The sequence below is a fragment of the Photobacterium sp. CCB-ST2H9 genome, from assembly GCF_023151555.2.
GTDB lineage: Bacteria > Pseudomonadota > Gammaproteobacteria > Enterobacterales > Vibrionaceae > Photobacterium.
Genome location: NZ_CP100426.1, coordinates 1410670 through 1436959, shown reverse-complemented (window position 1 = coordinate 1436959; position 26290 = coordinate 1410670). Strand labels below are relative to the sequence as shown.

Below are 26290 nucleotides of genomic sequence, written 5' to 3'. Positions count from 1 at the left end.
ATCCGCAAGATAGAGGAATCCAGCATGAAAGCTGTCGCACTGACGCACTATTTACCCATTTCGAATCCGGACAGCCTGATGGATATCGAGCTCCCTGCCCCGAATGTTTCCGGCCGGGATATTCTGGTCCGGGTTGAGGCCATTTCCGTCAATCCGGTCGATGTCAAAGTCCGGGCACCGAAAGACAAAACTGAATCTCAGCCACGCGTGCTGGGCTGGGACGCCGCAGGTACCGTAATCGCCACCGGTGAAGATGTCACACGATTCAAAACAGGCGATGAAGTTTATTACGCCGGAGACATCACCCGCCCCGGCACCAACAGCGAATATCACCGGGTCGATGAACGTATTGTCGGGAAAAAACCGCAGTCCCTTTCGATGGCGGAATCAGCGGCCCTGCCGCTCACCGGAATGACCGCCTGGGAAGCTTTATTTGAACGGCTTGGCATCCCGTCTGAAGGTTTCCAAAGCCCCAAAAGCATCCTCATCATTGGCGGGGCCGGTGGCGTCGGTTCGATGGCGATTCAGCTGGCAAATCAAATCTCAGGCCTGACTGTCATCGCAACGGCATCGAGAGAAGAGACCGCCCAGTGGTGCCGGGATCTGGGGGCAGACCAGATCATCAGCCACCGCCAGAACATGGCGGAACAACTGGCCGAGCAGGGTTTTCCGGTTGTGGATTATATCCTCTGTCTCAACGACACTGCCGGGCACTGGGCTGCGATGACACAAATCATCAAGCCGCAGGGGATGATTTGCAGTATCGTGGAAAGCCCCGAACCGCTGGATCTGGAACCGTTAAAAAGCAAAAGCGCCGGGTTTATCTGGGAATTTATGTTCACCCGTTCGATGTTCCAGACCGAAGATATAGATGAGCAAGGTAAACTGCTGAACCAAATCAGTCAGCTTGTCGAGCACGACACCCTGCAAACCACAGTGCGGGAACACCTGACACCCATCAACGCAGACAATCTGCGCAAAGCCCATGCCTTGGTTGAACAAGGCAATATGATCGGCAAAGTGGTTCTGTCCGGCTGGGAGTAATCTGCTCTCACAAGCTGAAAACGCCACCGCCCTGCATTGCAATCGCGATGCAGGGCGGGTATTTCAAAACCGAGTCCGGCGTTGGTCGATCAACAAGCCGTGGGTTTCTCACCAAATAACTTTCTTCACCAATATAGCTTTCTTCACAAAATAGTATTCATCACAGAAAAGCTCTCATCAAAAAAAGCTATCAGCCCTCCAATGCTCTTTAAGACACTGAAACACAGCGCTTAATCTCAGCCAGCCACCATCCGCCCTCAACAGTATACCCATAAAAATAATGCCGCCATTCAGTTTGGTTAAGGATATATCGTTGAGAAAACAATCACTTCTTGTCCTGATAACAGTTTTGCTCATCGCAATTTTTGCAGGTTCCGCAGTCGCTGGTCCCGGAGGATCGATTGCATCATCAGGCTCTTCTTCAAGATCATCGTCGAGCACTTCATACAATTCCTATCACAGCACAAACTTTAATGGCGGTGATGGCTCTATCCCTGAATTCCTCCCGTTCCTGATATTTATCGGCATCCCCATCCTTCTGATTCTGAAGCTGTCAAATACACAACAAATTCGTACCCTCAAAAAAACAGCCAAAGCGCGATTAAATGAAATTGCTGAAGATGAGAAAACATTCGAGTGGCAAAAGCTACAGCCTCTTTTTGAACAACTGATGCACAATACCTATCGGGAATGGCAAAACCTGAATATATCCGCACTGTCAAAGTACATGACCCAGGATTTTTTACGGGAACAAAGCGAATCCTATTTACAGGAGTGGAAACAGGAAGGCTTTGTCAATGTTTGCCGTATCATCAAAATTAAAAGTCTCGAGCCTTATCTCATTCATACCGAAAAAGATTTTGATGCTAAAAATGGCATCATCTTGACTGTTGAGCTGGATGCAATTGTCAAAGATTACCTGGAGTTTCCTGAGAACGGAAATATCGTTGAAGGCACAAAGGAAAATGTTCAATCCATCAGATACTGGACTTTTATACTCCGCCAGGGCAAATGGAAAGTGACTGAAATCGCAAGCAGACCGACTCACGTAAAATTCGTCAATCAATACCAGAAAAACAATTAAGTCCTTAGTGCATGAAGTCAATTCACACAATCGTCATTGGAAGGGAAAATACACCTTGAAAAAACAAATAACATTATTCATCTTATCAACTTTGGCTGTGGTATTTTTTACCCGGTTGGCAATAGCTGAGACCAGCCAACCAACACATTATTCAAAAACTGAAATGTATGCAAATAAAGCCATATCAGCTTATATAGAAGAATCAACCTCTTCTTCTATACCATTCCCTTGGTATATTTTTACATCAGCCATCTTTTTATTTATTCTCATCAAAATAATTACCACGGTAAGAACATATAAAGTAAATCGATTCAAGAAAAAGGCAAATATTGAATTGCACTCACTATCTGCAATTCACCCTGAATTTGACTTAAATTCCCTCAACACATTCATTGAAGATCGCATCCATGAAATTTATCAGAAATGGGAAGTTTCAGATACAGACGCTCTTTCAAAAAAAATGACAAAAGACTTTTTTGAACTCATGTATAAGCGATATTTCAGAGTATGGAAAATAGAGAATATCCTCAACATCCGCACACTAGAAGAGATCCACTTACTCGAACCCTATTTAGTCCACATTCAAAACAAAAAAAACTTAGAACATGGTATCACGATAACGTTCCACTTCCTTTCGACAGGGAAAAATTATTTTATCAGCACCTGTGGTGGTGGCCTGATAGAAGGTGACAAGGAAAGCCAATACTCTGAGAGCTTTTGGACTTTCATACTCCAAAAGGGTAAATGGAATCTCGCTGAAATTGCCGACTCTCCTAAACAAATAAAATTGATTCATCAGCAGATGGACCTTGAGAAAATTGATAACCAACTTAAGTAAAACTGCATTCATTCAAATTGACAGAGAAATATAAACAATGAAAAATAAAACTCCGATTCTCATATTAGCCGCTTTCGTTTTCGCATTCGCCGCTGAATCCGCCTTAGCTGCCCCCGGAGGATTTTCATCTTCATTCAAACACGCTCGCTCTTCTGGAAGTGTCGCCCCTTTCGTGATCATACTTGCTGTACCTGTCATCATTATTTTATTCATTTGTGAGTTTTGTAATTCATCCAGCCAAAAGTCTGACCTGCAACAGCAATTTGATTGCCTGATTGCAAAAAGCAATGACTTTGAATGGACCAATCTTCAGCCTGTCTTTGAGCAACTGATGCATGAGATCTATCGTTACTGGCAGGAAATGAATAAAGAAGCCTTGTCAAAAAGAATGACAAATGATTATTTTCATCAGCAAAACGAACGTTTTTTAACGCCATGGCAAAAAGAAGGCGTCATGAATATTTGCCGGATAGAAAGCATCACATCCCTGCAACCATATGCAATCCATGTGGCAGATCTGAATGATCTTAAAGACGGGATCACCGTAACCGCTTCATTGAATGCGATGATCAAAGATTATGTCGTCGATAAGGAAACCGGCAAAATCACGAAAGCCAGTGGTCAGTTGAAGAAAGGAACAGAATACGCCAAAAAATCTTCAAGCTACTGGACCTTTACCCGGATTGACGGTGAGTGGAAGCTTGCAGAAATTGCTTATCGTGAAACCGACATCCAGTATATCCATACACTGTAAAATACAGCATGAAATTTTCCGCCCTGCACGATCAATCCCGTACAGGGCGGACACTCATCTTATGATGCGCGTTTCATTTTCACCGGCTGCAAAACCGTCATTGCCACGCCAAACAGGACAAAGGCAAGTAATGCCATCCCGACCGGACCTGTCGTGTAGACAAACCCGGCAACACCAGACCATAGCGCAACCCCCAAATGCATCATGGTCATTGCCAGTGACATCAGGATTCCACGGTGTGCCGGCGACAGTTCCGCAATATAGCTTTGCAATGCCGGTGAACCCACACCGCCCGCCAGTGACCACAGCAATAATGGCGGAATCAGCACCAGCAGATTTTCTGCGGGGAACAGATAAAACCAGACGCTGACCAGCACACAAACCAATAAGGCGATACGCATGACCTGACGACCGCTTTCCAGACGCGCCGATAACCGCGGCATCAGAAGATTACCGACCACGCTGACACAGCCCAGCACCGCATACAGGCTGCCGACTGACCACATGGACAAGCCCTGTGTGTCCCGTAAGTGCTGACCGATCAGGTTAAATAACCCAATCCCGCCGCCAAGACCAAAGCACATGGCCAGCAGCGCCCCGGCCGCACCGGGGATCGCCCAGATTTTGCCGGATGCATCTTCGCGCGTTTCAGATGCAACGACCGTTTTTACCGGCAGATCCTTTTCGCTGAGAGACAGATATCCCAATGCCGCTGCAATAATCCAGGCACAGACACCAAGCACCAAAAAACCAGCCCGCCAGGACAGGCTTTCCGCCAGAAATGCCCCCAGCGCCGGGCTGGCAATCATGCCCAGTGTCAGTCCGGACTGCACCCAGGCGATCCGTTTCATTGCTTCACCACCGGAAGAATCCGCTGCCAGGGCAAAGGCAATTGGCAGCATACCTGCACTCGCCAGCCCTGTCACAACCCGAGTCACCAGACCGGCTTCAAATGTGCCGACCACACCGGTCGCCACCGAAGCCAGCCCGAATAACAAAGATGCCGGGATCAGCACGGTCATCCGGCCATGTCGATCAGAATAAGCACCCAAAAACGGCGCCACACAGGCCAGTGCCACGCTGTAGGTCGTAATAAACAAAGTCACCCGCTCCGGCGCAACCCCCAAATCATTGCCGATAGGGGCCAGAATCGGCCCCAGCATCAGCTCATCTGCACCGACCAGAAAAGCAATCAAAAACAGCAGAACATTCAACATCTTCATCTTTCCTTAAACCAATGCCGCGCTTGCTGACGTCTGAACAGACTGGATATCCACCACCCGGTCCGGCCATCCGGCGACAAAATCCTTTTCGTGCGAAACCACAATCAACGTTCCGTTGTAATCCTTCAGCGCCTGCTTCAGCGCCGATTTCACTTTGGCATCCAGATGCGTGGTCGGCTCATCCAGCACCAGCAGGTTAGTTGGCTGAAGTGCCAGACGGCAGAGCTTCACTTTAGTCTGCTCGCCGCCGCTCAGTGAACGGATCGGTTGAATCGCCAGCTTGCCTGAAACCCCAAAGCGTGCCAAATGCTGTCTGGCCGCTTTGTCATCCGAACCAGGGCAGGCAGATATCACCAGATTCACAGGCGTTGCCTCCGGATCATCCCAGTGTAATTCCTGTTCGAAATAGCCCAGTTTCAGTCCCTGTGACAACGCCACCTGCCCGGCAATGGGCGCCAGTTCGCCGACCAGTGTTTTCAGCAAAGTGGATTTTCCGATCCCGTTAAAACCGGCAATCACCACTTTCTCGCCCCGGGACAGCGTGAGGCCCATTTCCGGCAGCAACGGCCGGGAATAACCAATCACCAGTGACGATGCCGACAGCACTTTCTGTGCAGCATGATCCGCAGTTCGGAAAGCAAACGAAATTGCCTTTTCCTGCTCTGGTGCAGCCAGACGATCCATGCGTGCCAGCTGCTTTTTCCGGCCATTGGCAATGCTCGCATTGACCCCGGCCCCGTTTTTGGCGATGAACTGTTCCAGCTTATCGATATGTTTTTTCTGCGCCAGATACTGCTTGGCATGCGCCGCATCCGCACTGGCTTTCTGGGCCAGCGCCTTATCCACATTACCTTTATATTTGCTGATTTGCTGACGGTCGATATCGCAGATCCCCGTTGCGATCCGGTTCAGAAAGGCCCGGTCATGAGACACCACCAGAAACGCACCCTCAAAGCTGTTCAGATAGTCAGCCAGCCAGTCGACATGCGCGGTATCCAGATAGTTGGTCGGTTCATCCAGCAGCAATACATCCGGCGAAATCAGCAACAGCGAAGCCAGCATCACTTTGTGCCGCTGCCCGCCGCTCAGATCACCCAGCCGGGTGTCCATTCCGAACTGAATGATCCCCAGCCCGTCAGCCACCGCATCAATCCGGCTGCTGATCACGTAAAAAGACTGGCTTTCCAGCGTGGCCTGAATCGTCGCCGCCCGGCTCAGATAGCTGTCCCGGACACTTTTTTCAGGGCAGGCATAAATCGCCATCATTTCCGCTTCGAGAGCATATAAATCAGCAAAGGCCGTTTGCAGATAACCGCGGACAGACAACGCCACATTCATCTGCGCATGCTGGTCCAGATAACCGATCTGTACAGACGGCTGCCAGACAATATCGCCGCCGTCAGGCAGGATCTCTGCCTGAAGCAGTTTCAGAAAGGTAGTTTTCCCGACGCCGTTCTTACCGGTCACCCCCAGATGCTCACCGGGAAACAGCATGAAATCGGCATTCTGATACAGGGTTTTGTCGCCGATGTGGTAAGTCAGATTTTGAATATTCAGTAAACTCATTGTGTTACATCCATAAAAAAACGGGGGGCGGTATTTACATACCGGCCCCCCGCTTCAAGAATTTTCTTCAAGAAACATCATGCTTTGTTTCTGTCTGCCAGAAACAAAAAAGGCCGGCGATGAAGGTCATCGTCGGCCCCACTCTCTACTTTGTTCAGATACAACACATCCGCCTGTAAAATCAGGCATGCCGTGTTATATCTGATGAAGATTCAGAAGAGTTTCAGCTCCGAGCAACACTTCATCGTGTTAATGCGCGGAGCACACTCGCCTGACAAAATTCTTAAAGAGGATGTAAAACATCGTAGAGAAGTCCAAATTCGTATTCGGCGGAAAGTTACCCAACTTTATTGTCAGAGTCAACTCCGCATCTGTTCGCGATGTTCCGATTCGCAATACATCGGTCAGCGATGTCATGCTTAGCCAAACGCGACCGCCAGCACTACAATCACCACAGCCAGCCCCAGAATCCCCTTCACCAGCAGCCCCAATTTATTGCTGCCGCCATTCGGTGCCTGATTACAACAGCCCATCGTATCCTCCTCATCAACAACAGCCATTAGCATAAAGCTTCCCGTTGCAGGAAGGTAAAGCAAAAAATCAATTCCGGACCTCAGGTTCTGAAACGCACAAAAAAAACCGGTCACCCTGAGCGAATCACCGGTTTTGAATGTCAGGTCACCTGTGAATCAGAGCCTTACCGGGCCTGCGTAAACACAGTCACCGCTGTCCCTTCAACAATGACGTTGCCGGAAAGTCCGGGCTGGTTCTGAGCACCCGAAGCATCCGCAGCCAGCGTCCAGTTGCCCGCAGGCAGGCTGATGGTCTGATGATTCCCGCTGTTATACACCACAAACAGGTTATGCGTGTCTTGCGGGTAGGTGATATAACCGGTCACCAGTTGGCCGCCAAACGCATCCGGTCTGGTAACCGTCAGGTAATTGGCAATATCCTGATTCGAGGTCATGCGCAGTCCGGCATGGTTACGTCGCAACGCAATCAGATCTTTCAGGTAGTCATAGGTGGCAGCGTTGTCAGCGCGACGATGCCACTTGATGCTGTTAAAGCTGTCCGGGGCATTGTACGTATTGTGCGTGCCGCCGTGATCACCGAAGTTCCAGGCGCTGGGGGTGCTGATTTGTTCATTGTCGGTTTTAGTCCTTAAGAACTCATCCCCGGCATGGACAAACCCAATGCCCTGACTGGTCAGCACCATCCCCATACCAAAGTTCACCACTCGCTTAGCGTAATCGAGATTTGCGGGCGGCGTCAGGCTGAGAATTTGGTGGGAACTGTTCTGCACGACATCACTCGACAGACTTAAGTAAACCTTATCCCACAACCCAAAGTTATCGTGGGCAGAAATGTAGTTGATGCTTTGCTCCGGATCAGCCGCATAGTTCCTGAACCAGGTACTGTTCCGGCTGTCGTTCGGGTCGTATGCCGAGCCGCGCATCCCGTCGTAGATTGACCATCCGGCTTCTGCACTGTCCAGATTGTTGAACATAAAACCGGTGCGGGTATCGTCATTCGAGCCCTTCAGCGCTTCCCGATACGCACCGTTGAAGACGCCGACATGTTCATCCGCCATGTTGTGCGTTGTGCCGTAGCGGACGCGTTGCGCTTCTTTCGGATCACTGGCGTAGCCATTCCACGGTTCACCGTAGATAAGCAAGTTGCGGTCCGGGAATTGCTGATTCAGCGTGCGTCCCCATTTTTCAACTTCCCCGTAAGAGAAAATGCCGATCAGGTCGAAACGGAAACCATCAACACCATACTCATCAACCCAGTAAGCCAGTGAATCCTGAATCATCCGGCTGACCATCGACTGGTCGGCGTCAATTGAATTGCCGGTCCCGGAAAGGTCCGTTGCGGTGTAATAGCTGCCACTGATGTTTTCAAACATTTCATTGGCGAAAGTGTGGTTATACACCACATCCATGATGACCCGAATCCCGGCTTTGTGGAATTCATTCACCATCGTCTTAAACTCGTTCGCACGCGCCTCGTAATCGGTCGGCACCTGTGAATAACGCTCTTCCGGCACATTGTAATTGCGCGGGTCATAACCCCAGTTGTAACACGGGTCGCTGTCCGGCAGTCCGTCACAGGTCGCGAAATCATAGACGGGCAGCAGCTGGACGTGCGTCACCCCCAGATCGACCAGATGATCAATCCCTGTTTTCAGTCCGTTATAACGGGTGCCGCTTTCGACCATGCCCAGAAACTTACCGCGCTTGGCCGCGCTCACGCCAGAACTGGCATCGATCGTAAAATCACGGACATGAACTTCGTAAATCACGGCATCTTCCCGATTGACGAGTGCAGGCCGCTCAGCCCAGCCCCCTTCAGGACGGGTGCGGGACATATCCATCACAATGTTGATGGCTTCACTGTCTCCCGTACCGGGTTTCACCATTTTCCCGTAGGGGTCCCGGACCGGAATCCCGTTGATCTTGAAGGTGTACTCAGCCAGATACAAATCCCCACTGACTTCAGTCTGATAAACATCGGTGTAACCGTTGAAGTCACTCACTTTGGTGAGCGGGTACTCTGTCCCATTCACGGTGATCGTGACATTGCTGTGGTCCGGCGACCAGATCGCAAAAGTCGTCTTATCCGGTTGATAGGTGGCGCCGAGTGTCGGCTGAATCGCACAGTCAGTGGTACATGGATTCACGGCCCTCAGACTGTACGCCAGTGTCTGGTCGTTCACCGTGACCACATAATCGCCACTCACGTTTGTATAGATATCACCACCAGCCGCATCCAGCACGCCGTCATTCTGATTGTCACCATAGTTCTGCGACCAGTCCCCGGTCAGGTCAAATTTAAATCGCTGATTGGTCTGCCCGTCAAAATGAATCAAGCGTGACCACGTATGGTCACCGGCCAGCGTCATCGCATCTGCGGCCCAGTTGTTGGCCGTGCCGCGAAAATAAAGCGCGCTAAAATTTTGTGCATAAGTCTGGCTATCACAACTGGCAACTTGCGTGGTTTGTATGCTGTGGCTGTCGGTATAAAAATCAATTTGATAGCTTTGATCTCCGGTAACCGTGTAATCGCTGGCGGGATAACTTTCCTGCCAGTCAGCGTAGCGGTCAATTTTAAACCGGGCACCACCGGTGGCATCCCCTTGCTGAAAAGTCTGGCAAGTTTGATAGTGGTTGGCCGCGATTTCTGTCATCTGTGCCGCGTTCCACTGGTTCGGCGTTCCCCGGAAGTGCCAGTCGGCGACCGCGGGAGCACTGATCAGCGTCGCGCCAATCACGAGTGTAGGTAAGGTTCTCATGTCGATTTCCTTTTGCCGTCCTTTGCGGGAGAGATGACTCCCGAAGGATCACGTTATTGTTGATGTTTTCTTACTCCCCCCGACGCAGCGATTTACGCCCGTCAGGTGAGATGTAGATAGCACAAAAAATAACGTCCGAAATTCTGCTTCCGGTGAAATCCAATCGAAATGTGAACCGATTAACTTATTGTATGGCAAGAAAAAATTGAACTGTGATCTTGTTATCTCACCCCCTGCCTACGCCCCCTATTCTACGCCCTGAGGGGGTGTGGGGGCGTCAGCGTTAGAGTCAGAGCATGATTCATTTTCTGCGAATCGGTTTTCAAAAACTTATAATTTGATTGATAGATACTTATCTTCCTAATCTATCCTGCAAAGCATTTATGAATTTTTGATCACCATTTTGCTCGACTGACAAGAAAAGCTTGATCCAATGGTCTGGATCTTCAGTATTCACTTTATAGATACTTTCAGTGAATATATCACCCTGTAATTCCATTTCTACACTGGTGATTTCACTCAGGGGAATTTCATAAACCAGCACCGATTCATTCTCATCTGTCAAATAAAGAATCACTCGATCTTGAGTCAAAACATTCCCACTCTCCATAATTGATAAGAATCCTTGAGAATAGAAAAACTCAACCTTATCGTCATCGTTAACAATACCATTCTGTCTAAGAATAGAGATGTCATTCTTGCTAATTTCTTGATTTGATTGGACTCTTGTAGATGGAATAAATCCGAAAGTTGACATTAACACAAACCCAAGGATTAAAATAAAAACGACAACAGATGGGATACTAATGACATAAATCCATTTCGGTGTTTCCTTATAATCTGGATTATTCTCTTTATCTAATTTATGGTAAACAAACGCTCCCTTGATGGCCTTGCCATAAAAATAGAGAAAAACAAAAGAAATCCACAGACCGTTAACCGATTGAGTTTCAATGGAAATAATTAATTTCGACACAATAAAATGAACCAAAACTAAAACTGAAGCAATTCTTGACTTTTTATACACTCCCAAAGCAAAAACAAGTATCAACCCCACATCGAAAAAATTGGCAGGATCATTCATTATTGCCAACTTCCCTTCTGCATTTGTATTAATGGCAATTAAAATCACAACCAGACTGATAAATGCAGATATCAATGCAGCTATAGCACCATTCTTCGTTGCTCTTATTGCTTCATTCTTATTCAAATTCCCCCCTTCGTCTTATGATATTTTTATGACCGCATTCAGAAATGAACAACGTAACCGAAAAAACCAACCAATGGATGTCTCAGCAACCTTAAATAACTGTTGATAATGATTAAAACCAGCCCGCCACTATAGGTTCACTCAAAATTTTTCATTCTGTGCTCTCTCACTTTCATCAAATCAGAAAGGAACGCATCTCTGTCGTTGTCATTCAATTTACTCAGCAGCGTTTCAAAGTAACCGATTTCTTCTAAGTTATCAAAAAGATTCACGGAATACTCTGGAATATACCCTTTTTTAATCCGTATCGATACGACAAAACAACTGAAAAACAATGATCCATTTTGTCAATTCCAATTCTGGAATCGTCATAAGACGGCTCAAGCAATTCTCCAAATGGTTTATCTAACCATTCCTCGACATAAAACCTTCCAAAGGCTCCCTGAATCCCGCTGCTGGGAATTGTTTCTGCCAGCATTTGCTCAATACTTTCAATACATTCCTGATAATAGCTCATCTTGATACTAATCATTTGATTCAACGACACCCGCCGTGCATCTTACGCAAACATCTAAGGTGTTCAAACTGTTACACTTTATATTTATCACATATCATCACACACCCACAAAAATCAGAGACAAACATTCTGATAAAAAGGCAGCATCACAATGTTTTTATTAGCCGAGCGTCACCAGCGTGATCTGCAAACCAATCTTTCATGGCTTGTCGTGACACTTTGATGCCCGCCTGCGGCAACTTGGGCATGGGGTAGAATGCATCCGGGATTTTGAAGCAGTCGAGTTGATTAGCCAGCCAGTGCGGCAGGTTCAAAGTGGACGGGTCTTCAGCGGCGTCGATCAGGGCGATCGGACGTGCGCCGTATTCGTCGCATGCAACCGGAATGACGATACTTTGATGAATCGCAGGGTGGCGATTCAGCACAGCTTCAATTTCTTCGCAGTGGATATTTTCGCCGCCGGAGATGAACTGATTATCGGCCCGGCCAATGATACGGAGTTCGCCGTCGACCCACAGCCCCAGATCCTTCGTATCAAACCAGCCCTGTGCATCGTTCAGCGGAGTAAGTTGGCCCTGATGATAATAGCCACTGGCGAGTGTCTGGCCGCCAATATAAATCCGGTTGTGTCTCAGTTGCACCAGCCGGTTTGGCAAAACCCGTCCGGCACTTGCAACCGCATCGACTTGCTTGGCGGTAACGGTGGAAGCGGCTTCTGTCATGCCATAGCCCAGCCAGGTCTCAATGCCCCGTTGCGCGGCCTGCTGACACAGAGGCAGAGGAACATCACTCCCGCCCAGCAGCACATGGCTGAGTTTCAGTCGCTTGGGCTGCGGCTGCTCCAACTGATCCAGCAGCCGTTTGAGCTGCGTCGCCACCAGTGAGGCATGGGTAACGCCCTGAATATCATCCTCCAGCTTTCCGCAGCCGATTTTCAGACAGGCACCGGCACTCAGCCAGCGATAGAGAATCGATAATCCGGAGGCGTGATACATCGGCAGGCTCAGCAGCCAGCAGTCTGTTTGCTGAAACGAAAACACATCCAGCAAACCACGGGCAGAAGCCAGATGCTGCGCCTGCGTATGCGCGACCGCCTTCGGGGCACCGGAAGAGCCGGAAGTGAAAATAATGGACGCGATGGCGTTCACCTCAGCAGGACAATGAGGAGTGTCAGATTCAGACTGAATCTCCAGATCCAGCACAGTGGCGTCTGTTGTCAGCGCTTGCCAGTCCGGTTCTGAGAAACTGTTTCGGGCCTGCTCACTGAACCACAGAAACCGTGCCTGTGCTTTTAGATTCGGTTCAGTTGCATACAGGACATTCAGCTTCTCCCGCAGGGGCAGCACTGGCTGTGGCATGGTCAGCGCGGTGATAGCGCCCAATTGCAGGTTGGCCAGATGCAGCAGCACCAGTTCAGGAGCATTCTTTGCCACAACCGTCACCACAGCGCCGGGCCGCACGCCCTGCTGCGACAAACTGTTTGCCAGCGCATGAATCCGCACCGTCAGTGTCTGCCAACTATATGCCGTATCCGGCGTGATCAGTGCAATTTGATCGGGCTGAACAGTTGCCCATGTCTGCCAGAGAAAATGCTCACTCATGACTGCCACACCAAGGTTTGATCATCCAAGCCCTGAAGGGGTAACGGGCTGCCCGGCCAGGAAATTTCAAGTTGTGCCTGAAACAGGTTCAGGGTATCCAGTCCCGGAGTGCTGTCGGGTAACAGCCAGTGCGATAAACGGGCAAGCTGGGTTAAGCCAAGGCTGGACTCAAGACTCGAACTGATGACGGCATCCATCCCCAGTGTTTTCGCCTCACGAATGATCGCGGCGCACTGCTGTACAGAGCCGATCAGACTCGGTTTCACGACGATGGCAGCCGCACCGGACAAATCTTCCAAGCGGAAATCCGGTTGTCTCACTACGTGCTGCAAAGTTTCATCCCAGGCCAATGGCAGACCGCTGTCTGACGTAAATGCCAGACTGTCTTGCGGCTGTCGGCAAGGTTCTTCGATGAAAACAATATGAGCAGCAGAAAATGGCATCAGATGGCTGGCAAACTGCCGTGACTGTTCCGGCAGCCAGGCACGGTTGGCATCCAGACGTAACGTCAGATTCGGATAAGTTGCCAGCAGCTGATTCACCCGGGCTGCGTCCTGAGCCGGAGACTCCCGACCCACTTTCATTTTGGCAATCCGGTGTTCCAGTGTCGGGCAGGCATCGGTTTGTCCACTCAACAAAGGCGCAGTCCTGAACTGGCCTTGTGCAGGCAGCTGCCCCGCACAGGTCAGTTCAGCCATCGACAAGCCAAAAGCTACCGAAGGAAAAAGTCCGGAATCCACCAAAGGCAATCCACGGACCCAGCCAGCCAGTGCACCTTTCGCCTGTTGGGCCGCCTGATCCGGTGACTCCGCACTCAAGCCGGACAGCGGGGCGATTTCCCCGAGGCCGCTGCATTCCCCCTCTTGCAGCGCGACAACATACCCACGTCGTTCAGTCAGATGTTTACCCCGGAGCACGACCCCGCTGTCCATCGGCAGTTGATAACGGTAAAGTTTTGCCGAGCGCTTCATCATGTCTTCTTCCCGTGCAGTTACGGGTTTCGTTTAAATTTGTTGAAATCCGGCTGACGCTTTTCATTAAAAGCGTTCCGACCTTCCTGACCTTCTTCCGTCATGTAGAACATCATGGTGGCATTCCCGGCCAGCTCCTGTAACCCGGCCTGACCATCGCAGTCGGCGTTCAGCGCTGCTTTCAGGCAGCGCAGCGCCATCGGGCTGTGCTGAAGCATTTCGCGGCACCAGCGAACGGTTTCTCTTTCCAGTTCAGCAAGCGGGACCACGGTATTGACCAGGCCCATATCCAGCGCTTCCTGCGCATCATAGAAACGACACAGGAACCAGATTTCACGTGCTTTTTTCTGGCCGACGATCCGGGCCATGTAAGACGCGCCCCAGCCACCGTCAAAAGAACCGACTTTCGGGCCCGTCTGGCCGAATTTGGCATTCTCCGCCGCAATGGTCAGGTCACACATCATGTGCAGTACATGACCGCCGCCCACGGCCCAGCCTGCCACGGACGCCACAACCGGTTTCGGACAGGTGCGGATCTGACGCTGAAAATCCAGCACATTCAGATGATGCGTGCCTGCGTCATCCTGATAACCGCCGTAATCGCCCCGCACTTTCTGATCGCCGCCGGAACAGAACGCATCTTCACCCAATCCCGTCAGAATGATCGCCCCGACTTTGTCGTCATACCGGGCATCTGCCAGTGCATGCATCATTTCTTTCACGGTCTGGGGCCGGAAGGCATTGCGTACCTGTGGCCGGGCAATCGTGATCCTGGCAATCCCATCGTCAGATTTGTGGTACTGGATATCCGCATACTCATGACCACAGTTGATCCATTCAATCGGTGCATACAAGGCTTGTTCTGAAATGCCTGTGGTGATTGTCATATGTACTCCAAAAACAAAGAAAATTTTTAAATTCGCCTGTCCCTGTACGGCGATACTGGTGGTGAGCATAGCACTGCCACCAATCCCCAAACTTTGTTTTTGCGCATAGTTAGAACCAGTTCGTAAGTCTGACTGTATCCACCACATCTTTTTCTGCCTGTTCCAATTAAGGCACAGCCTTTGTACGAGTTTTGTGATCGGCCTGATAAGCGCCCTTCGCATACTCAACTACACTCACTTTGTGGTGCATTCTGCTCTCTGTATCAACAGGTTCACACTCTGTCCCGCCGCAGGATGAATCACATTGCGGGTTCAATCTGGTCTTGCCGGAAGACACAGGTTCAACGGTCGCAATTTCAGCAAACAGAACCTGCCGATGATGCCGTTCGGTAACACGCACAATCTGATGAAGGCGTGAACAGCATGAACCCCGAACGCCGACGGAGAACATTCAGGATGAACCGCATCTCACTTCCGAATACTCAACTGAAAGAAAAGCACCGTTATCAAGTCATCGTCATTGGTTCTGGTTATGGCGGTGCAATTTCTGCCTCACGGCTCGCCCGGGCCGGCATGTCGGTCTGCCTGCTGGAACGCGGTAAAGAAATACTTCCGGGAGAGTTTCCCGAGACCAGAGAACAAGCACTCGAAGCATTACAGTTTGATACCCCGGACGGCAAAATAGGCTCCGCAACCGGCCTGTACAACATCCATGTGAATCGGGAGCAGAATGTCGTGGTGGGGTGCGGATTGGGCGGCACCTCACTGATCAATGCCAACGTGTCATTGGAACCTCAGCCGGAAATTTTCGACGATCCCAGATGGCCGCAAGCCCTCAGAGCCGACAAAGACACGCGCTTAAAAGAAGGCTTCGATTTAGCCAGAGACATGCTGAAACCAACGGTTTATCCGGACGATTACCCGAAGCTCAGGAAAATGACTGCACATCAAAAGAGTGCCGACGCGATGGCTCAGCAGTTCTACCGCGCGCCGATTAATGTCACCTTTGCCACACCGGAAAACGGCACCAATCACGTCGGGGTTCCCCAGCAAGCCTGCAACAATTGCGGAGACTGTGTTTCAGGCTGTAATACCGGCGCCAAAAATACAACGCAAATGAATTACCTGCCCGATGCTTTCAACCATCAAGCAGACATTTACTGTGAGATTTCCGTCAGCCATATCGAGAAAAGCGAACAAGGCTGGCTCGTGCACTATCATCTGCTTGAAAACAACAAAGACAAATTTGAACCGGAAACCCGCACCATCGGAGCGGATATCGTGATTGTTGCAGCGGGTACCATGGGCAGCAACGAAATCATGCTGCGCAGCAAACACCGGGGACTCAGTGTTTCCGGTCACTTAGGCAAAGGTTTTTCCGGCAACGGCGATATTCTGGGATTCGGTTATAACTGCGATGACATCATCAATGGTATCGGCTTTGGCGACCGCGACCCCAGCGAGATGGCTCCGGTGGGCCCTTGTATTACCAGTGTCATCGACATGCGTCACGGCGATGACAGGACAAGCCGGATGGTGATTGAAGAAGGTTCAATCCCGGGGGCACTCGGCAAATTCATGACGCCGGTTTTAGCGGGTGCGGATGTATTTATGGGCAAAGACCCGCACCGGAGCGTGGCGGAGTGGCTGAAGAAAGAAGGACAAAAACTGAACAGCCAGCTGTTCGGCCCGTACCGGGGAGCGATGAACCGGTTGCAGACCTATCTGATCATGAGCCATGACAATGCCGCCGGTGAACTCCGGCTGAAAGACAACAGACTGCGCATCAAGTGGAAAAATGTGGGTGAACAGCCCAACGTCCTCAAAGGGAATCAGAACTTGCATCAGGCCACCCAAGCCCTGGGAGGCGATTACATTCAGAACCCGATCTGGACCAAATTACTGCGCCACAGTCTGGTGACCGTGCATCCGCTGGGCGGATGCAACATGGCGGATTCGGCTGAACAGGGTGTGGTCAATCATAAAGGGCAAGTCTTTGACTCAAGCCACGGCACTTCCGTGCACCGCGGCCTGTACATCTCCGATGGTTCAGTGATCCCCATGTCGATTGCCGTGAACCCGCTGCTGACCATTTCTGCGATCACAGAGCGTTGCTGTCAGTACATTGCCGCGGACTACGGCCAGAGCATTCAATATGACTTTTCAGATCAGCCACAGCGCCCGCCCGTTTCGCGGGATTTCCCAACTGCGGCACAAACCCCTGGCATCGAATTTACTGAGACCATGAAAGGGTACCTCTCCGCCGAAATATCCGGTGACATAGATGAGGAAAACACATCGCTCTACCACGATGCTTATCAGCTTGGAAAACAGCAACAACAGCCCATCACGTTTACCCTCACCATTCGCTCGGACAACCTGAAGGAAATGATTGCCACTTCAGCACACAAAGCTGGCATCACCGGGACGGTCATCATACCTCTCTTATCAGAGAACCCCCTGACGGTGGAGCAGGGCTCCTTCCAGCTGTTCGTGACTTATCCGAAAATGCCGAATGCCAAACACATGGTGTATTCAATGATCATGTGCAGCGAAACAGAGGAGCGTTTTCTCTTCAGCGGCTACAAAATGATCCGAGATGACCCGGACTCGCTGGACATCTGGCAGGACACCTCCACCCTGTACGTCACCATCCGGCGGGGGACACAGAAGGATTCCCCGGTGATCGCGACAGGCGTCATGCAACTTGAAGCCGCCGATTTTCTGAAACAGATGACGACGATGAAAGTGCTCAATGCCCCGGACAAGCAGTCCCGGCTCCGTGCACTGACGAAATTTGGCAAGCATTTCGCAGGCGCCTTATGGGAAAGTTACGGCAGCATTTTTGCGAAACCATATCGGTTTAACCCCGAAGCACCCCCGCGACAAAAACGGCCGCTGAACGCGCCGGCACCTCAGGTGCATTTCTTCAACACGGAAGATAACGTCACCCTGCGCCTGACCCGCTACCCTGCAGGCAGCAAAGGACCGGTCATGCTGGTGCATGGACTGGGGGTGAGTTCAGATATTTTTTCGACCGATCTAATCGACACCAACCTGTTAGAGTTCCTCTGTGCACATCAATACGATGTGTGGTTACTGGATTTCAGGGTCAGTATTGATCTTCCGGCCGCCCGTCAGCAGTCGAATGGTGATCAGGTCGCGCAGTATGACTTTCCGGCCGCAGTGCGAAAAATTCAGGAAGAGACCGGCAAAGATTCCATTCAGGCCGTTGTGCATTGCTGGGGCGCTTCAACCTTTTTCATGGCTTTACTCAGCGGGTTAACCGGCATTCGCTCCGTTGTTTGCTCGCAAATTGCAACCGACGTCGTGGTTCCCACGGCCACACAGGTCAAAACGGGACTGCATATCCCTGCATTTCTGGAAAAACTCGGAGTGGATTCGCTCACCGCCTATGTCGACAGTCACGAAGGGTGGAGCGAGCGGCTCTGGGATAAAGCGCTGGCGGTTTATGCGCTGGCTGAAGCCCAGGGGCAATGTAACAATCCGGTCTGCCACCGGGTGACCTTCAACTATGCCCCTTTGTACAGACACGCTCAATTAAACGAAGCACTGCACCGCAATCTGCATGAATTGTTTGCCGAGGCCAATATCGGCGCGTTTCAGCATCTCGCCGAATGCTGCCGGGCCGGTTTCCTGACGGATGCCGAAGGACATAATCGTTACCTCCCTCATCTGGAGCGGCTGCGGCTGCCGATCTGTTTTATTCACGGGGCCATGAACGAATGCTACCTGCCCGAAAGTACGGCGCTCACCTATCAGACGCTGGTGAACCGGTTCGGACCGGCGCACTACACACGGCATGTGATTCCCGATTACGGACACATTGATTGTATTTTCGGGCGCAATGCCAGCCGGGATGTCTACCCGCTCATCGTGAAGCACCTGGATCAGACTGCATGAAAACTGTCTGAACATACTTTATTCAGCACTCATAACGGGGACAATGATGGACGAATCAGCATTAAAACAGCGCCTGAAAACCGCTTATCAGAACTTTAAAAATAGGGTCTCGGTTGAAGTTCATGATGCAGTCATGCAAAAACTGACCGACATCCACATGCAAGCACAGAGACTGGTTGATGGCCAGGACGGAAAACTTGAGGGGCATGAGTTCGCACATGTCCTGAGTTTACTGGATCTGGTGCCGGAAGGGGGGCACAAGCTGCCAACCGACAAAAGTCTGTTCCCGACACGAGTCGAATCCGATGGTGAACTGCTCGGGGTCGGTCAATGGGAATTACTGGATCCGGACTGGGCTATTTCATTCGAACAATGGCTGATCCACATTGACGACAAAGCCTCATTTCAAGACCAGCCACAACGGATTCCTATTCCCGATGATATTGATATTGCGATTTGCGGCGACTGGGGAACCGGGCCATGGAAACCGGATGCCCCGAGTACAAAAGTTGCCACACAAATCGTGAAATGTGCCCCGCAGCTCACGATCCATCTGGGCGATGTTTATTACGCCGGTACAGCTCAGGAAGAAACGGACAACTTAGTTGAATGCTGGCCCATGGGCAGCATGGGCGGCTTCACGCTCAATTCAAATCACGAAATGTACAATGGTGCGCATTCTTATTTTGAAATCGCTTTGCAGAAGAAATTTGTACAGCAACGCGGCTGCAGCTTTTTCTGTCTGGAGAACAGCCACTGGCTGATTGTTGGTCTGGATACAGCGTATGACGCCGATACCTTTGATTTCTACCTGAAAGGCAAAGTCAACCAAACTCAGCTGACCTGGCTGGCACAGCTGCCCAAAGATAAAAAGGTCATTGTGCTATCGCACCATGAAGGGCTGGCGATCGATGGCCGGAATCACGGCTCCTGTTACCAGCCGGTGGTCGATGCACTGGGACGTGCTCCCACCTTCTGGTTCTGGGGACATCTGCACAACGGGATTGTTTATCAGTCGCAGGCTGGCATGCTGGGTCGTTGTGTCGGCCATGGCGCAATTCCCTACGGTAACGCCAGAATGCTGCAAGGGAATCCGGACATTGCCTGGTACGAAACCCGGAATGCCAACGACCCGAACATCCCGCTGCGCGTGAAAAACGGATTTGCGTTGGTGCAGTTACAGGCCGCACAACTGACTGAATCCATGATTGATGAAGACGGCGGAGTGCCCTTCCATCAGGTCCATGCCTGACCATACGTACGCGTGACTATTTGTATGCATGACCATTTGTATGCATGGCAAAGTGACCATCATGTGTCGTGACATCACCCAAACACGGGTACATGTCACGACACCTCTGGCTTATGCCTGTTCAGATTGCGGCAGCAGAATCCGCCGGTCGATAAGGTCCCGGAGCACCCGGGCAAACACCTGCGGCTGTTCATGATGGACATTGTGCCCCGCCTCTGGAATCCGGGTCGACGGTAACCCGCTCTCCCGCGCCAGCCGGGTAAATTTACGGTCCTGCGCGCCAAACAGGTAATGTACCGGCACCGGCTGTGCTTTCAGCAGTGCCAGCAGGTCATCCTGCCGGGCCAGAGAGGTTGCCAGCAGCATGTGCGCAACGCTGTCGCCACGATTCTCACTTCGCTGAATCACCAGATGCTGTTTTTGTGTCGCCTGAAGAGAAGCAAACACGGGCTGCTGATACCAGTCCTTTAATACCGTACTCACGGGCTCCCGCCTGAAACGGCGTGCCCAGCGTTGATCATGCCGCCAGCGTAAGGCTCTGCAACCCGCTGAAGCCAGCCCGAAGTGCCCGCCTTCGACCACCAGCCCCCGGATATCCAGCGGCGCAAACAGCCCGTTGGCGACCCCGTGCATCGCAATCCGGCCCCCCAGTGAATAGCCGACCAGCACGACAGGACGGCCCGATAAATTGCCCGCAAGCAGCGTTTCCCTGACCTGAAGGACTGCCTCATCGAACGAGCCACACCACACGCCATGGCTCTGACCATGACCGGGTAAATCCACCGCCACACACGTGTGCGTCTGCAGATACGCCGTGCAGGAACGCCAGTCATCGCCATTTCCCAGCAGACCATGCAGAAATACCAGAACCGGCTGTTCCGGGTCACTGCCTTCAGCATGAAAACGGCTAAAGAGCATGCAGCCTTCGGATCAACTGACTGAGCTGTCCGGCTGCCTGTCCCGGCGGCGTTTGCACCTCGACCAGCAAAGCCCCTGTTCCTGAACTGCCTGTCCCCGAACTGAGGTGTTCGCTGACAACCGACTGGTACTCCGCCAGCGTCTCTGCTTTGCAGTAACCTAAACCAAACTGGCGGGCAGCATGCCCAAATGCATAGCCATGGGGCATCTGATATAACCGCTGCTTATCGTCTTCCGGTACCGGCAGCAAATCAAAAATTGCCCCTCCGTCATTGTTGGTAACCACAATCACGACAGGAACCGTACAATGGCTCAGTAATGCCAGTGAGTTGAGATCGTGCAGCAGCGCGGTATCTCCCAGCATCAGCATCAGGGGCGTACCGGTGGCCCGCTGCACACCAGCCGCTGTGGCGACCAGCCCGTCGATCCCTGATGCACCGCGATTGGAATAAACCGCGCGTCCCCCGAAAACGGTCAGCATGTCCACCAGCCGGGCGATCAGGCTGTTGCCGAGAAACAGACTGGCCTGCTGCCCGCGCTGACTCAGATCCATCGCCAGTGCCATTTCAGTGAGACCCGGCTGTTCTGTACGATCCTCATCCAGCAGCGAGCGGATTTTCCGGGCAGCACTTTGGGTCAGCCCGCTCCAGCTGTTTCGGGCGGCATTTGTGTGTTGTGAAGAAATATCCGCCGGTAATTCCGCCAGAGCTGCGCGGATCCAGTCGGGGATCTCCGCAACCATCTGTCGCTGCGGCAGGTGACTCTGATTATTCCTGTTGCTATCCGGCGACACATACCAGTAATCACAGGTGCCTTTTCTCACCTGACCGGCCAGCCACTGATTCAGACGCTTGGAAATCAGCCGCGGACCAAATTGCAGGATCAGCCGGCAATCATTCAGCGGCGCTGCCAGCTCAGGGTGCTGCAGCCAGAGATCGTAATGAGCCCAGTCACTGCTGATCCCGGATTGCGGATCACACAGCAGTGGACAACCCAGTTTTTGTGCCAGTTCCGCCACAGCCCGGGCATCACTGGCGGACAAATCACCGGCAATCATCACCACATTTCCGTCCGCCAGTGCAGAGCAATCCGGCGGCAACGCAGGCGCGGCTTTGCCCATGTCATACTGCACATAAGGCGCGGCCTGTGTCAGCCAGTCGCCCAGTGCACGCCCATAAGCGCTGTCTTCTGTCAGCCGGGCATCTCCGTAAAGCGGTTCCGGGAAAGGACAGTTGAGATGCAGCGCACCGCCTTCACACCGCTGTCGATGCATCAGCGCATCCACTGAAGTCAGCAACCAGCTCAGCGGCACGTTTTGCGACGGACTGGGCAGTTCCAGGCTGGCCGTCACATGACTGGAGAACAGCCCCGGCTGATAAATGGCCTGATTGGCACCACAGCCAACCAGTTCAACCGGGCGGTCTGCGGTCAGCAGCACCAGTTTTTCCCCGGTCAGTCCGGCTTCAACAACGGCAGGTAACAGATTGGCGACAGCCGTGCCGGACGTGACCACCACCGCCACGGGCTGACCGCTGGCCTTCGCCAGACCAAGTGCCAGAAAACCCAGTCCGCGTTCATCAAAGTGGGTATGCAAGGTCAGCTTCGGGTTCGCATCAGCTTCCAGTGTCAGCGGCGTCGAGCGCGATCCCGGCGCAATACAAATATGGGCAACGCCCTGCCGGGTCAGTTCTTCCAGCAGGATTCTGGACCAGAGGCGGTTCAACTCAGCCTGCGCGATTGGTTTATCGCCTGAAACTTCTGCCACCATCAGGCCACCTCCGATACAGTTAGATCAGATCGTACATCCGTGAAAAGCGCCAGCAGGGTCGACATTTTCTTATCCACTTCCTGCCATTCGCTGGCCGGATCCGAACCCTGCACAATGCCAGCCCCGGCAAATAATTGAAGTTTTTCGTCAATCAGGTACGCACTGCGCAGGGCGACACAGAATTCTGCTTTGGGCAGGCTGACATAACCCAGCGAACCGGCATACCAGCCCCGCTCAAATGGCTCATGCTTCAGAATAAACTGCATTGATTTGTGACGCGGTAACCCCGCGACAGCTGCGGTCGGTTGCAGGGCATGCAGCAGTCTGACGCCGCAGACGTCAGGTTTCAGAACGCCGCTGATGTGCCGCTTGAGGTGCTGCACCTGACGCAGCCTGACCAGACTGACCGCATCCTCGGCGGACAGTGAATCGGTATAAGGGCGCAGACGATCAAGAATATCGTCAACGACATACTGATTTTCTTGCAGATTCTTGGCATCCAGACAAAGCCACCGGCCCAGCCGCTGATCATGGGCTCCGCTTTTGCCCCGGCCAATGGTCCCGGCCAGCGCTTCGGTCTGCAGAGCACGATCTTCCCGGCGGTACAAACGCTCCGGCGTCGAACCGAGAAATGCCCGTCTTGCATCGAATGCCAGCAGGAAGTGAAAACTGTCGCGATTTTCCTGCTGGCTGGCTTTCAGAACCTGAGCTGCGGAGCAGGCCGAATCGAATCCGACTGTGGTCTGACGCGCCAGGACCACTTTATCCATGAACTGTGCCCGGATGTCGCTCAGCGCCCCCCTGACCAGTTTGTGCCAGTCGTCTTGAGCGGGTGCGTGCCGAACCGACACAATCTGCGAGACAATCGGCGGTACCGACGGGTACTCACTGACCAGTTGCTGTAATACCTTGATTGCTGCGTCTTTGCCCGCGTGCAGGTTCACCGCCAGCGACCATTGCTCACCCGACCGGATCAACTCAAGATGCGGCAGAAAAAAGAAAGAAGACTTCGCAGGATCAGGGTTGTCAGCCTGACCATCAAATGCCCGGCATCCCCAGATGCGCTGATCTCCCTGCAGCAGCGCATAGGCGGGCACCGGGTCTGAAAACGTTGCTTGCTGCCCCAGCGCGACCACTTCTTCGACGCCATCCCGGGAATGCCAGTACAGTTTCGGGTAAACCGGCTGCGCATCAAACCAGTCAATGCAAGGATTGACCGAGTCGCCCGTCCGGGATCGTTCACCCACAGGCTCAACCAGACGTACGACGTCTGCAGAAGCCCTTTTGATACGTTCAATCAATGTGGCCGTAGCCTGACAGAAGTGAAACATCTTGACCTCGCTGAACAGATAATCCGACCGATCCATCCCTGCATTCTATTCACAGAGAAAGTTACAGGGCTGAACCAGATCAAAGTTGGCCGTATTTCCGGAGGGAATAAATAGTGTGTCCCGGAATCTTGAAGTTTTTTTCATCGTCCTTATATCCCTGATCAGAAAGCCCCCATTTTCAGCCCGTTTATTTTTTTAGGGATAACAGGAACAGGGTTCCTGCCTGATGACAGAAGTGAGCATGCTGATGCAATTTCCAAGGCTGCATCTGGAACTGACAGAAAGCCGCCAGACATTCAACCCGGCTGGTCTACCCATACTCAGTCAACGTGCTTGGCCCGCATGTCAGACCTTTCCGGCAAGACCGGTCAATGACAGCACATTTCGTCTGCCCCGGGTACAATTTGTCATGGTCATTGCTGTAAAACGCGAGACGGAGCAACTGAAACCACTGAACAGTCAACCGCCTGTGCTTCATTAACAATTCGCACAATGAACGACTCTGGTTTCAGGAGAAAACGTTCAGCGTGCTGCTGCCGGATCAAAGCCATAAAAAACCGGCGCATCATGCGCCGGTGTCAATTTGAAAGTTCTGAATCCGGACTCAGCCGGAATCGGCTCAGTTAATCACAAACAGTGACATAAACTCATGAACCGGGGTGGCTTCCAGTTTGGCCTGATCGCTGCAAAGTTCGAAAATCTTGTCGCAGCTGCCCTGCGGGAAGCGGGTTTGCAGATTCCGTTTAAATTTACGTTCCAGTACCGGAATCCCTTCTTCACGGCGACGGCGGTGACCAATCGGATACTCAACCGACACTTTTTCCGTGCTGGTGCCATCGTTAAAGAAGATCTGAATTGAATTCGCGATCGAACGCTTGTCAGCTTCCAGATACTCCGCGCTGTAGCGTTTGTCTTCAATCACTTCCATCTTGCTGCGCAGCACATCAATGCGACTGTCACCCCGGTGGAATTCGTCCTCATAGTGCTCGGCAATCAGATCACCGTGAATCAGCGGCACCGCAATCATGTACTGCAGACAGTGGTCACGGTCGGCCGGGTTCGCCAGATCGCCGGATTTGGAAATAATCCGGATGGCAGATTCATGCGTGGTCACTTCAATCCGCTCGATATCATCCAGACGATCTTTAACCTGATGATGCAGTGCAACGGCACATTCAACCGCTGTCTGAGCGTGAAATTCTGCCGGGAAAGATATCTTGAACAGCACGTTTTCCATCACATAGCTGCTGAAATCCTGATTCACCTTGAACGGCTGCCCGTTAAACAGCACGTCGTAATAACCCCATTTCGGCGCGGTCAGTACAGACGGCAGTCCCATTTCACCTTTCATCGTGATCATCGCCAGACGCACCGCACGGGACGTCGCATCCCCTGCAGCCCATGATTTCCGGGAACCGGCATTCGGTGCGTGACGGTAAGTCCGCAGCGAACAACCGTCGATCCAGGCCTGAGACACCGCATCAATGATCTGATCCCGGGTGCCGCCCAGCATTTTGGTGACCACAGCCGTTGAGGCCACACGCACCAGCAGCACATGGTCCAGACCGACCCGGTTGTAACTGTTTTCCAGTGCCAGTACGCCCTGAATTTCGTGGGCTTTGATCATCGCTGTCAGTACATCGCGCATCGTCAGCGGCGCTTTGCCTTCTGCGACCGCAACACGGCTGAGGTAATCTGCCGTGGCCAGGATACCGCCCAAATTATCCGACGGATGACCCCATTCCGCTGCCAGCCAGGTGTCGTTGAAATCCAGCCAGCGAATGATACAGCCGATATTAAACGCCGCGGTCACCGGATCCAGCTCATGCGACGTCCCCGGTACCCGCGCGCCGTGGCGCACAGTCGTGCCCGGAACCGTCGGCCCCAGATGCTTGGTACACTCCGGGAAACGCAGTGCCAGCAGACCGCAGCCTAAGGTATCCATCAGACAGTTCCGCGCCGTGTTATAAGCTTCCGCTGAGGTGATCTCGGTCTGCGCGACATAATCGGCAATTTTAACCAGTAGTTCATCAGGTTGCGGGCGTTCATTCAGTTCAACGTTGAGGCTCATTCATCTTTCCTTTTACTTCAGAGTCTTAAATTAGGGTCT

General features: G+C 52.0%; 20 protein-coding genes. 7 read left to right on the top strand and 13 right to left on the bottom strand.

What is annotated here, in order from left to right:
* The first annotated feature begins 24 nt into the window (after positions 1-24).
* From L4174_RS23245 to L4174_RS23230, 4 genes are all read left to right on the top strand, one after another.
* Complete coding sequence (locus L4174_RS23245) at positions 25-1044, top strand: zinc-binding alcohol dehydrogenase family protein (protein WP_248142883.1); 1020 nt, start codon at positions 25-27, stop codon at positions 1042-1044.
* A gap of 313 nt (positions 1045-1357) precedes the next feature.
* A complete protein-coding gene (locus L4174_RS23240; protein ID WP_248142884.1) occupies positions 1358-2128 on the top strand; it encodes a TIM44-like domain-containing protein in 771 nt (256 codons plus the stop codon).
* Between the two features lie 55 nt (positions 2129-2183).
* Positions 2184-2966: a hypothetical protein gene (locus tag L4174_RS23235; protein WP_248142885.1), complete on the top strand. Its 783-nt coding sequence runs from the start codon at positions 2184-2186 to the stop codon at positions 2964-2966.
* A 37-nt stretch (positions 2967-3003) separates the two neighbouring features.
* A complete protein-coding gene (locus L4174_RS23230; protein ID WP_248142886.1) occupies positions 3004-3720 on the top strand; it encodes a hypothetical protein in 717 nt (238 codons plus the stop codon).
* Positions 3721-3779: 59 nt separating this feature from the next.
* On the opposite strand, the gene L4174_RS23225 is transcribed toward L4174_RS23230, so the two are convergent.
* The 9 genes from L4174_RS23225 to menB all read right to left on the bottom strand — a co-directional run bounded on the left by L4174_RS23225 (position 3780) and on the right by menB (position 14987).
* Positions 3780-4937, bottom strand: a complete 1158-nt coding sequence (locus tag L4174_RS23225; protein WP_248142887.1) for an MFS transporter — start codon at positions 4935-4937, stop codon at positions 3780-3782.
* A gap of 12 nt (positions 4938-4949) precedes the next feature.
* Positions 4950-6509, bottom strand: a complete 1560-nt coding sequence (locus tag L4174_RS23220) for an ABC-F family ATP-binding cassette domain-containing protein (RefSeq protein ID WP_248142888.1) — start codon at positions 6507-6509, stop codon at positions 4950-4952.
* A gap of 419 nt (positions 6510-6928) precedes the next feature.
* Positions 6929-7075 (bottom strand): hypothetical protein, encoded by a 147-nt coding sequence (locus L4174_RS23215; protein ID WP_248143375.1) that lies wholly within the window; start codon positions 7073-7075, stop codon positions 6929-6931.
* A gap of 131 nt (positions 7076-7206) precedes the next feature.
* Positions 7207-9801, bottom strand: coding sequence for an alpha-amylase family glycosyl hydrolase (locus L4174_RS23210; RefSeq protein ID WP_248142889.1), 2595 nt, complete (start codon positions 9799-9801; stop codon positions 7207-7209).
* A gap of 352 nt (positions 9802-10153) precedes the next feature.
* The gene (locus L4174_RS23205; protein ID WP_248142890.1) at positions 10154-11011 is read right to left on the bottom strand and encodes a hypothetical protein; all 858 of its coding nucleotides are present in this window, start codon (positions 11009-11011) and stop codon (positions 10154-10156) included.
* A 268-nt stretch (positions 11012-11279) separates the two neighbouring features.
* Positions 11280-11528 carry a hypothetical protein gene (locus L4174_RS23200; RefSeq protein WP_248142891.1) on the bottom strand — a complete coding sequence of 83 codons (249 nt, stop codon included), beginning with the start codon at positions 11526-11528 and terminating at the stop codon, positions 11280-11282.
* Positions 11529-11674: 146 nt separating this feature from the next.
* Positions 11675-13129, bottom strand: a complete 1455-nt coding sequence (gene menE / locus L4174_RS23195) for an o-succinylbenzoate--CoA ligase (RefSeq protein WP_248142892.1) — start codon at positions 13127-13129, stop codon at positions 11675-11677.
* Entirely contained in the window at positions 13126-14103 is a 978-nt protein-coding gene (gene menC / locus L4174_RS23190) for an o-succinylbenzoate synthase (protein ID WP_248142893.1), read from the bottom strand. The genes menE and menC overlap by 4 nt, the downstream gene beginning before the upstream one ends.
* A gap of 17 nt (positions 14104-14120) precedes the next feature.
* Positions 14121-14987, bottom strand: a complete 867-nt coding sequence (gene menB / locus L4174_RS23185) for a 1,4-dihydroxy-2-naphthoyl-CoA synthase (protein WP_248143352.1) — start codon at positions 14985-14987, stop codon at positions 14121-14123.
* 456 nt (positions 14988-15443) lie between these two features.
* On the opposite strand from menB, the gene L4174_RS23180 reads away from it, so the two are divergent.
* Both L4174_RS23180 and L4174_RS23175 read left to right on the top strand, forming a co-directional pair.
* Positions 15444-18911: an alpha/beta fold hydrolase gene (locus tag L4174_RS23180; RefSeq protein WP_248142894.1), complete on the top strand. Its 3468-nt coding sequence runs from the start codon at positions 15444-15446 to the stop codon at positions 18909-18911.
* A gap of 43 nt (positions 18912-18954) precedes the next feature.
* Complete coding sequence (locus L4174_RS23175; RefSeq protein WP_248142895.1) at positions 18955-20163, top strand: metallophosphoesterase; 1209 nt, start codon at positions 18955-18957, stop codon at positions 20161-20163.
* A gap of 111 nt (positions 20164-20274) precedes the next feature.
* Here the strand turns inward: L4174_RS23175 and menH are convergent, their stop codons facing one another.
* Genes menH through L4174_RS23160 form a run of 3 tightly spaced genes read right to left on the bottom strand, consistent with a single transcriptional unit; the run spans position 20275 to position 24180 of the window.
* Positions 20275-21081 carry a 2-succinyl-6-hydroxy-2,4-cyclohexadiene-1-carboxylate synthase gene (gene menH, locus L4174_RS23170; RefSeq protein WP_248142896.1) on the bottom strand — a complete coding sequence of 269 codons (807 nt, stop codon included), beginning with the start codon at positions 21079-21081 and terminating at the stop codon, positions 20275-20277.
* The gene (gene menD / locus L4174_RS23165) at positions 21071-22849 is read right to left on the bottom strand and encodes a 2-succinyl-5-enolpyruvyl-6-hydroxy-3-cyclohexene-1-carboxylic-acid synthase (RefSeq protein WP_248142897.1); all 1779 of its coding nucleotides are present in this window, start codon (positions 22847-22849) and stop codon (positions 21071-21073) included. Before menD ends, menH begins: the two co-directional genes overlap by 11 nt.
* Complete coding sequence (locus L4174_RS23160) at positions 22849-24180, bottom strand: isochorismate synthase MenF (RefSeq protein ID WP_248143353.1); 1332 nt, start codon at positions 24178-24180, stop codon at positions 22849-22851. Before L4174_RS23160 ends, menD begins: the two co-directional genes overlap by 1 nt.
* A gap of 241 nt (positions 24181-24421) precedes the next feature.
* Here L4174_RS23160 and L4174_RS23155 point away from each other — a divergent pair, with 241 nt between their 5' ends.
* Positions 24422-24661 (top strand): hypothetical protein, encoded by a 240-nt coding sequence (locus tag L4174_RS23155; protein ID WP_248142898.1) that lies wholly within the window; start codon positions 24422-24424, stop codon positions 24659-24661.
* Between the two features lie 138 nt (positions 24662-24799).
* On the opposite strand, the gene L4174_RS23150 is transcribed toward L4174_RS23155, so the two are convergent.
* The gene (locus L4174_RS23150) at positions 24800-26251 is read right to left on the bottom strand and encodes a bifunctional 2-methylcitrate dehydratase/aconitate hydratase (RefSeq protein WP_248142899.1); all 1452 of its coding nucleotides are present in this window, start codon (positions 26249-26251) and stop codon (positions 24800-24802) included.
* Positions 26252-26290: the final 39 nt, after the last annotated feature.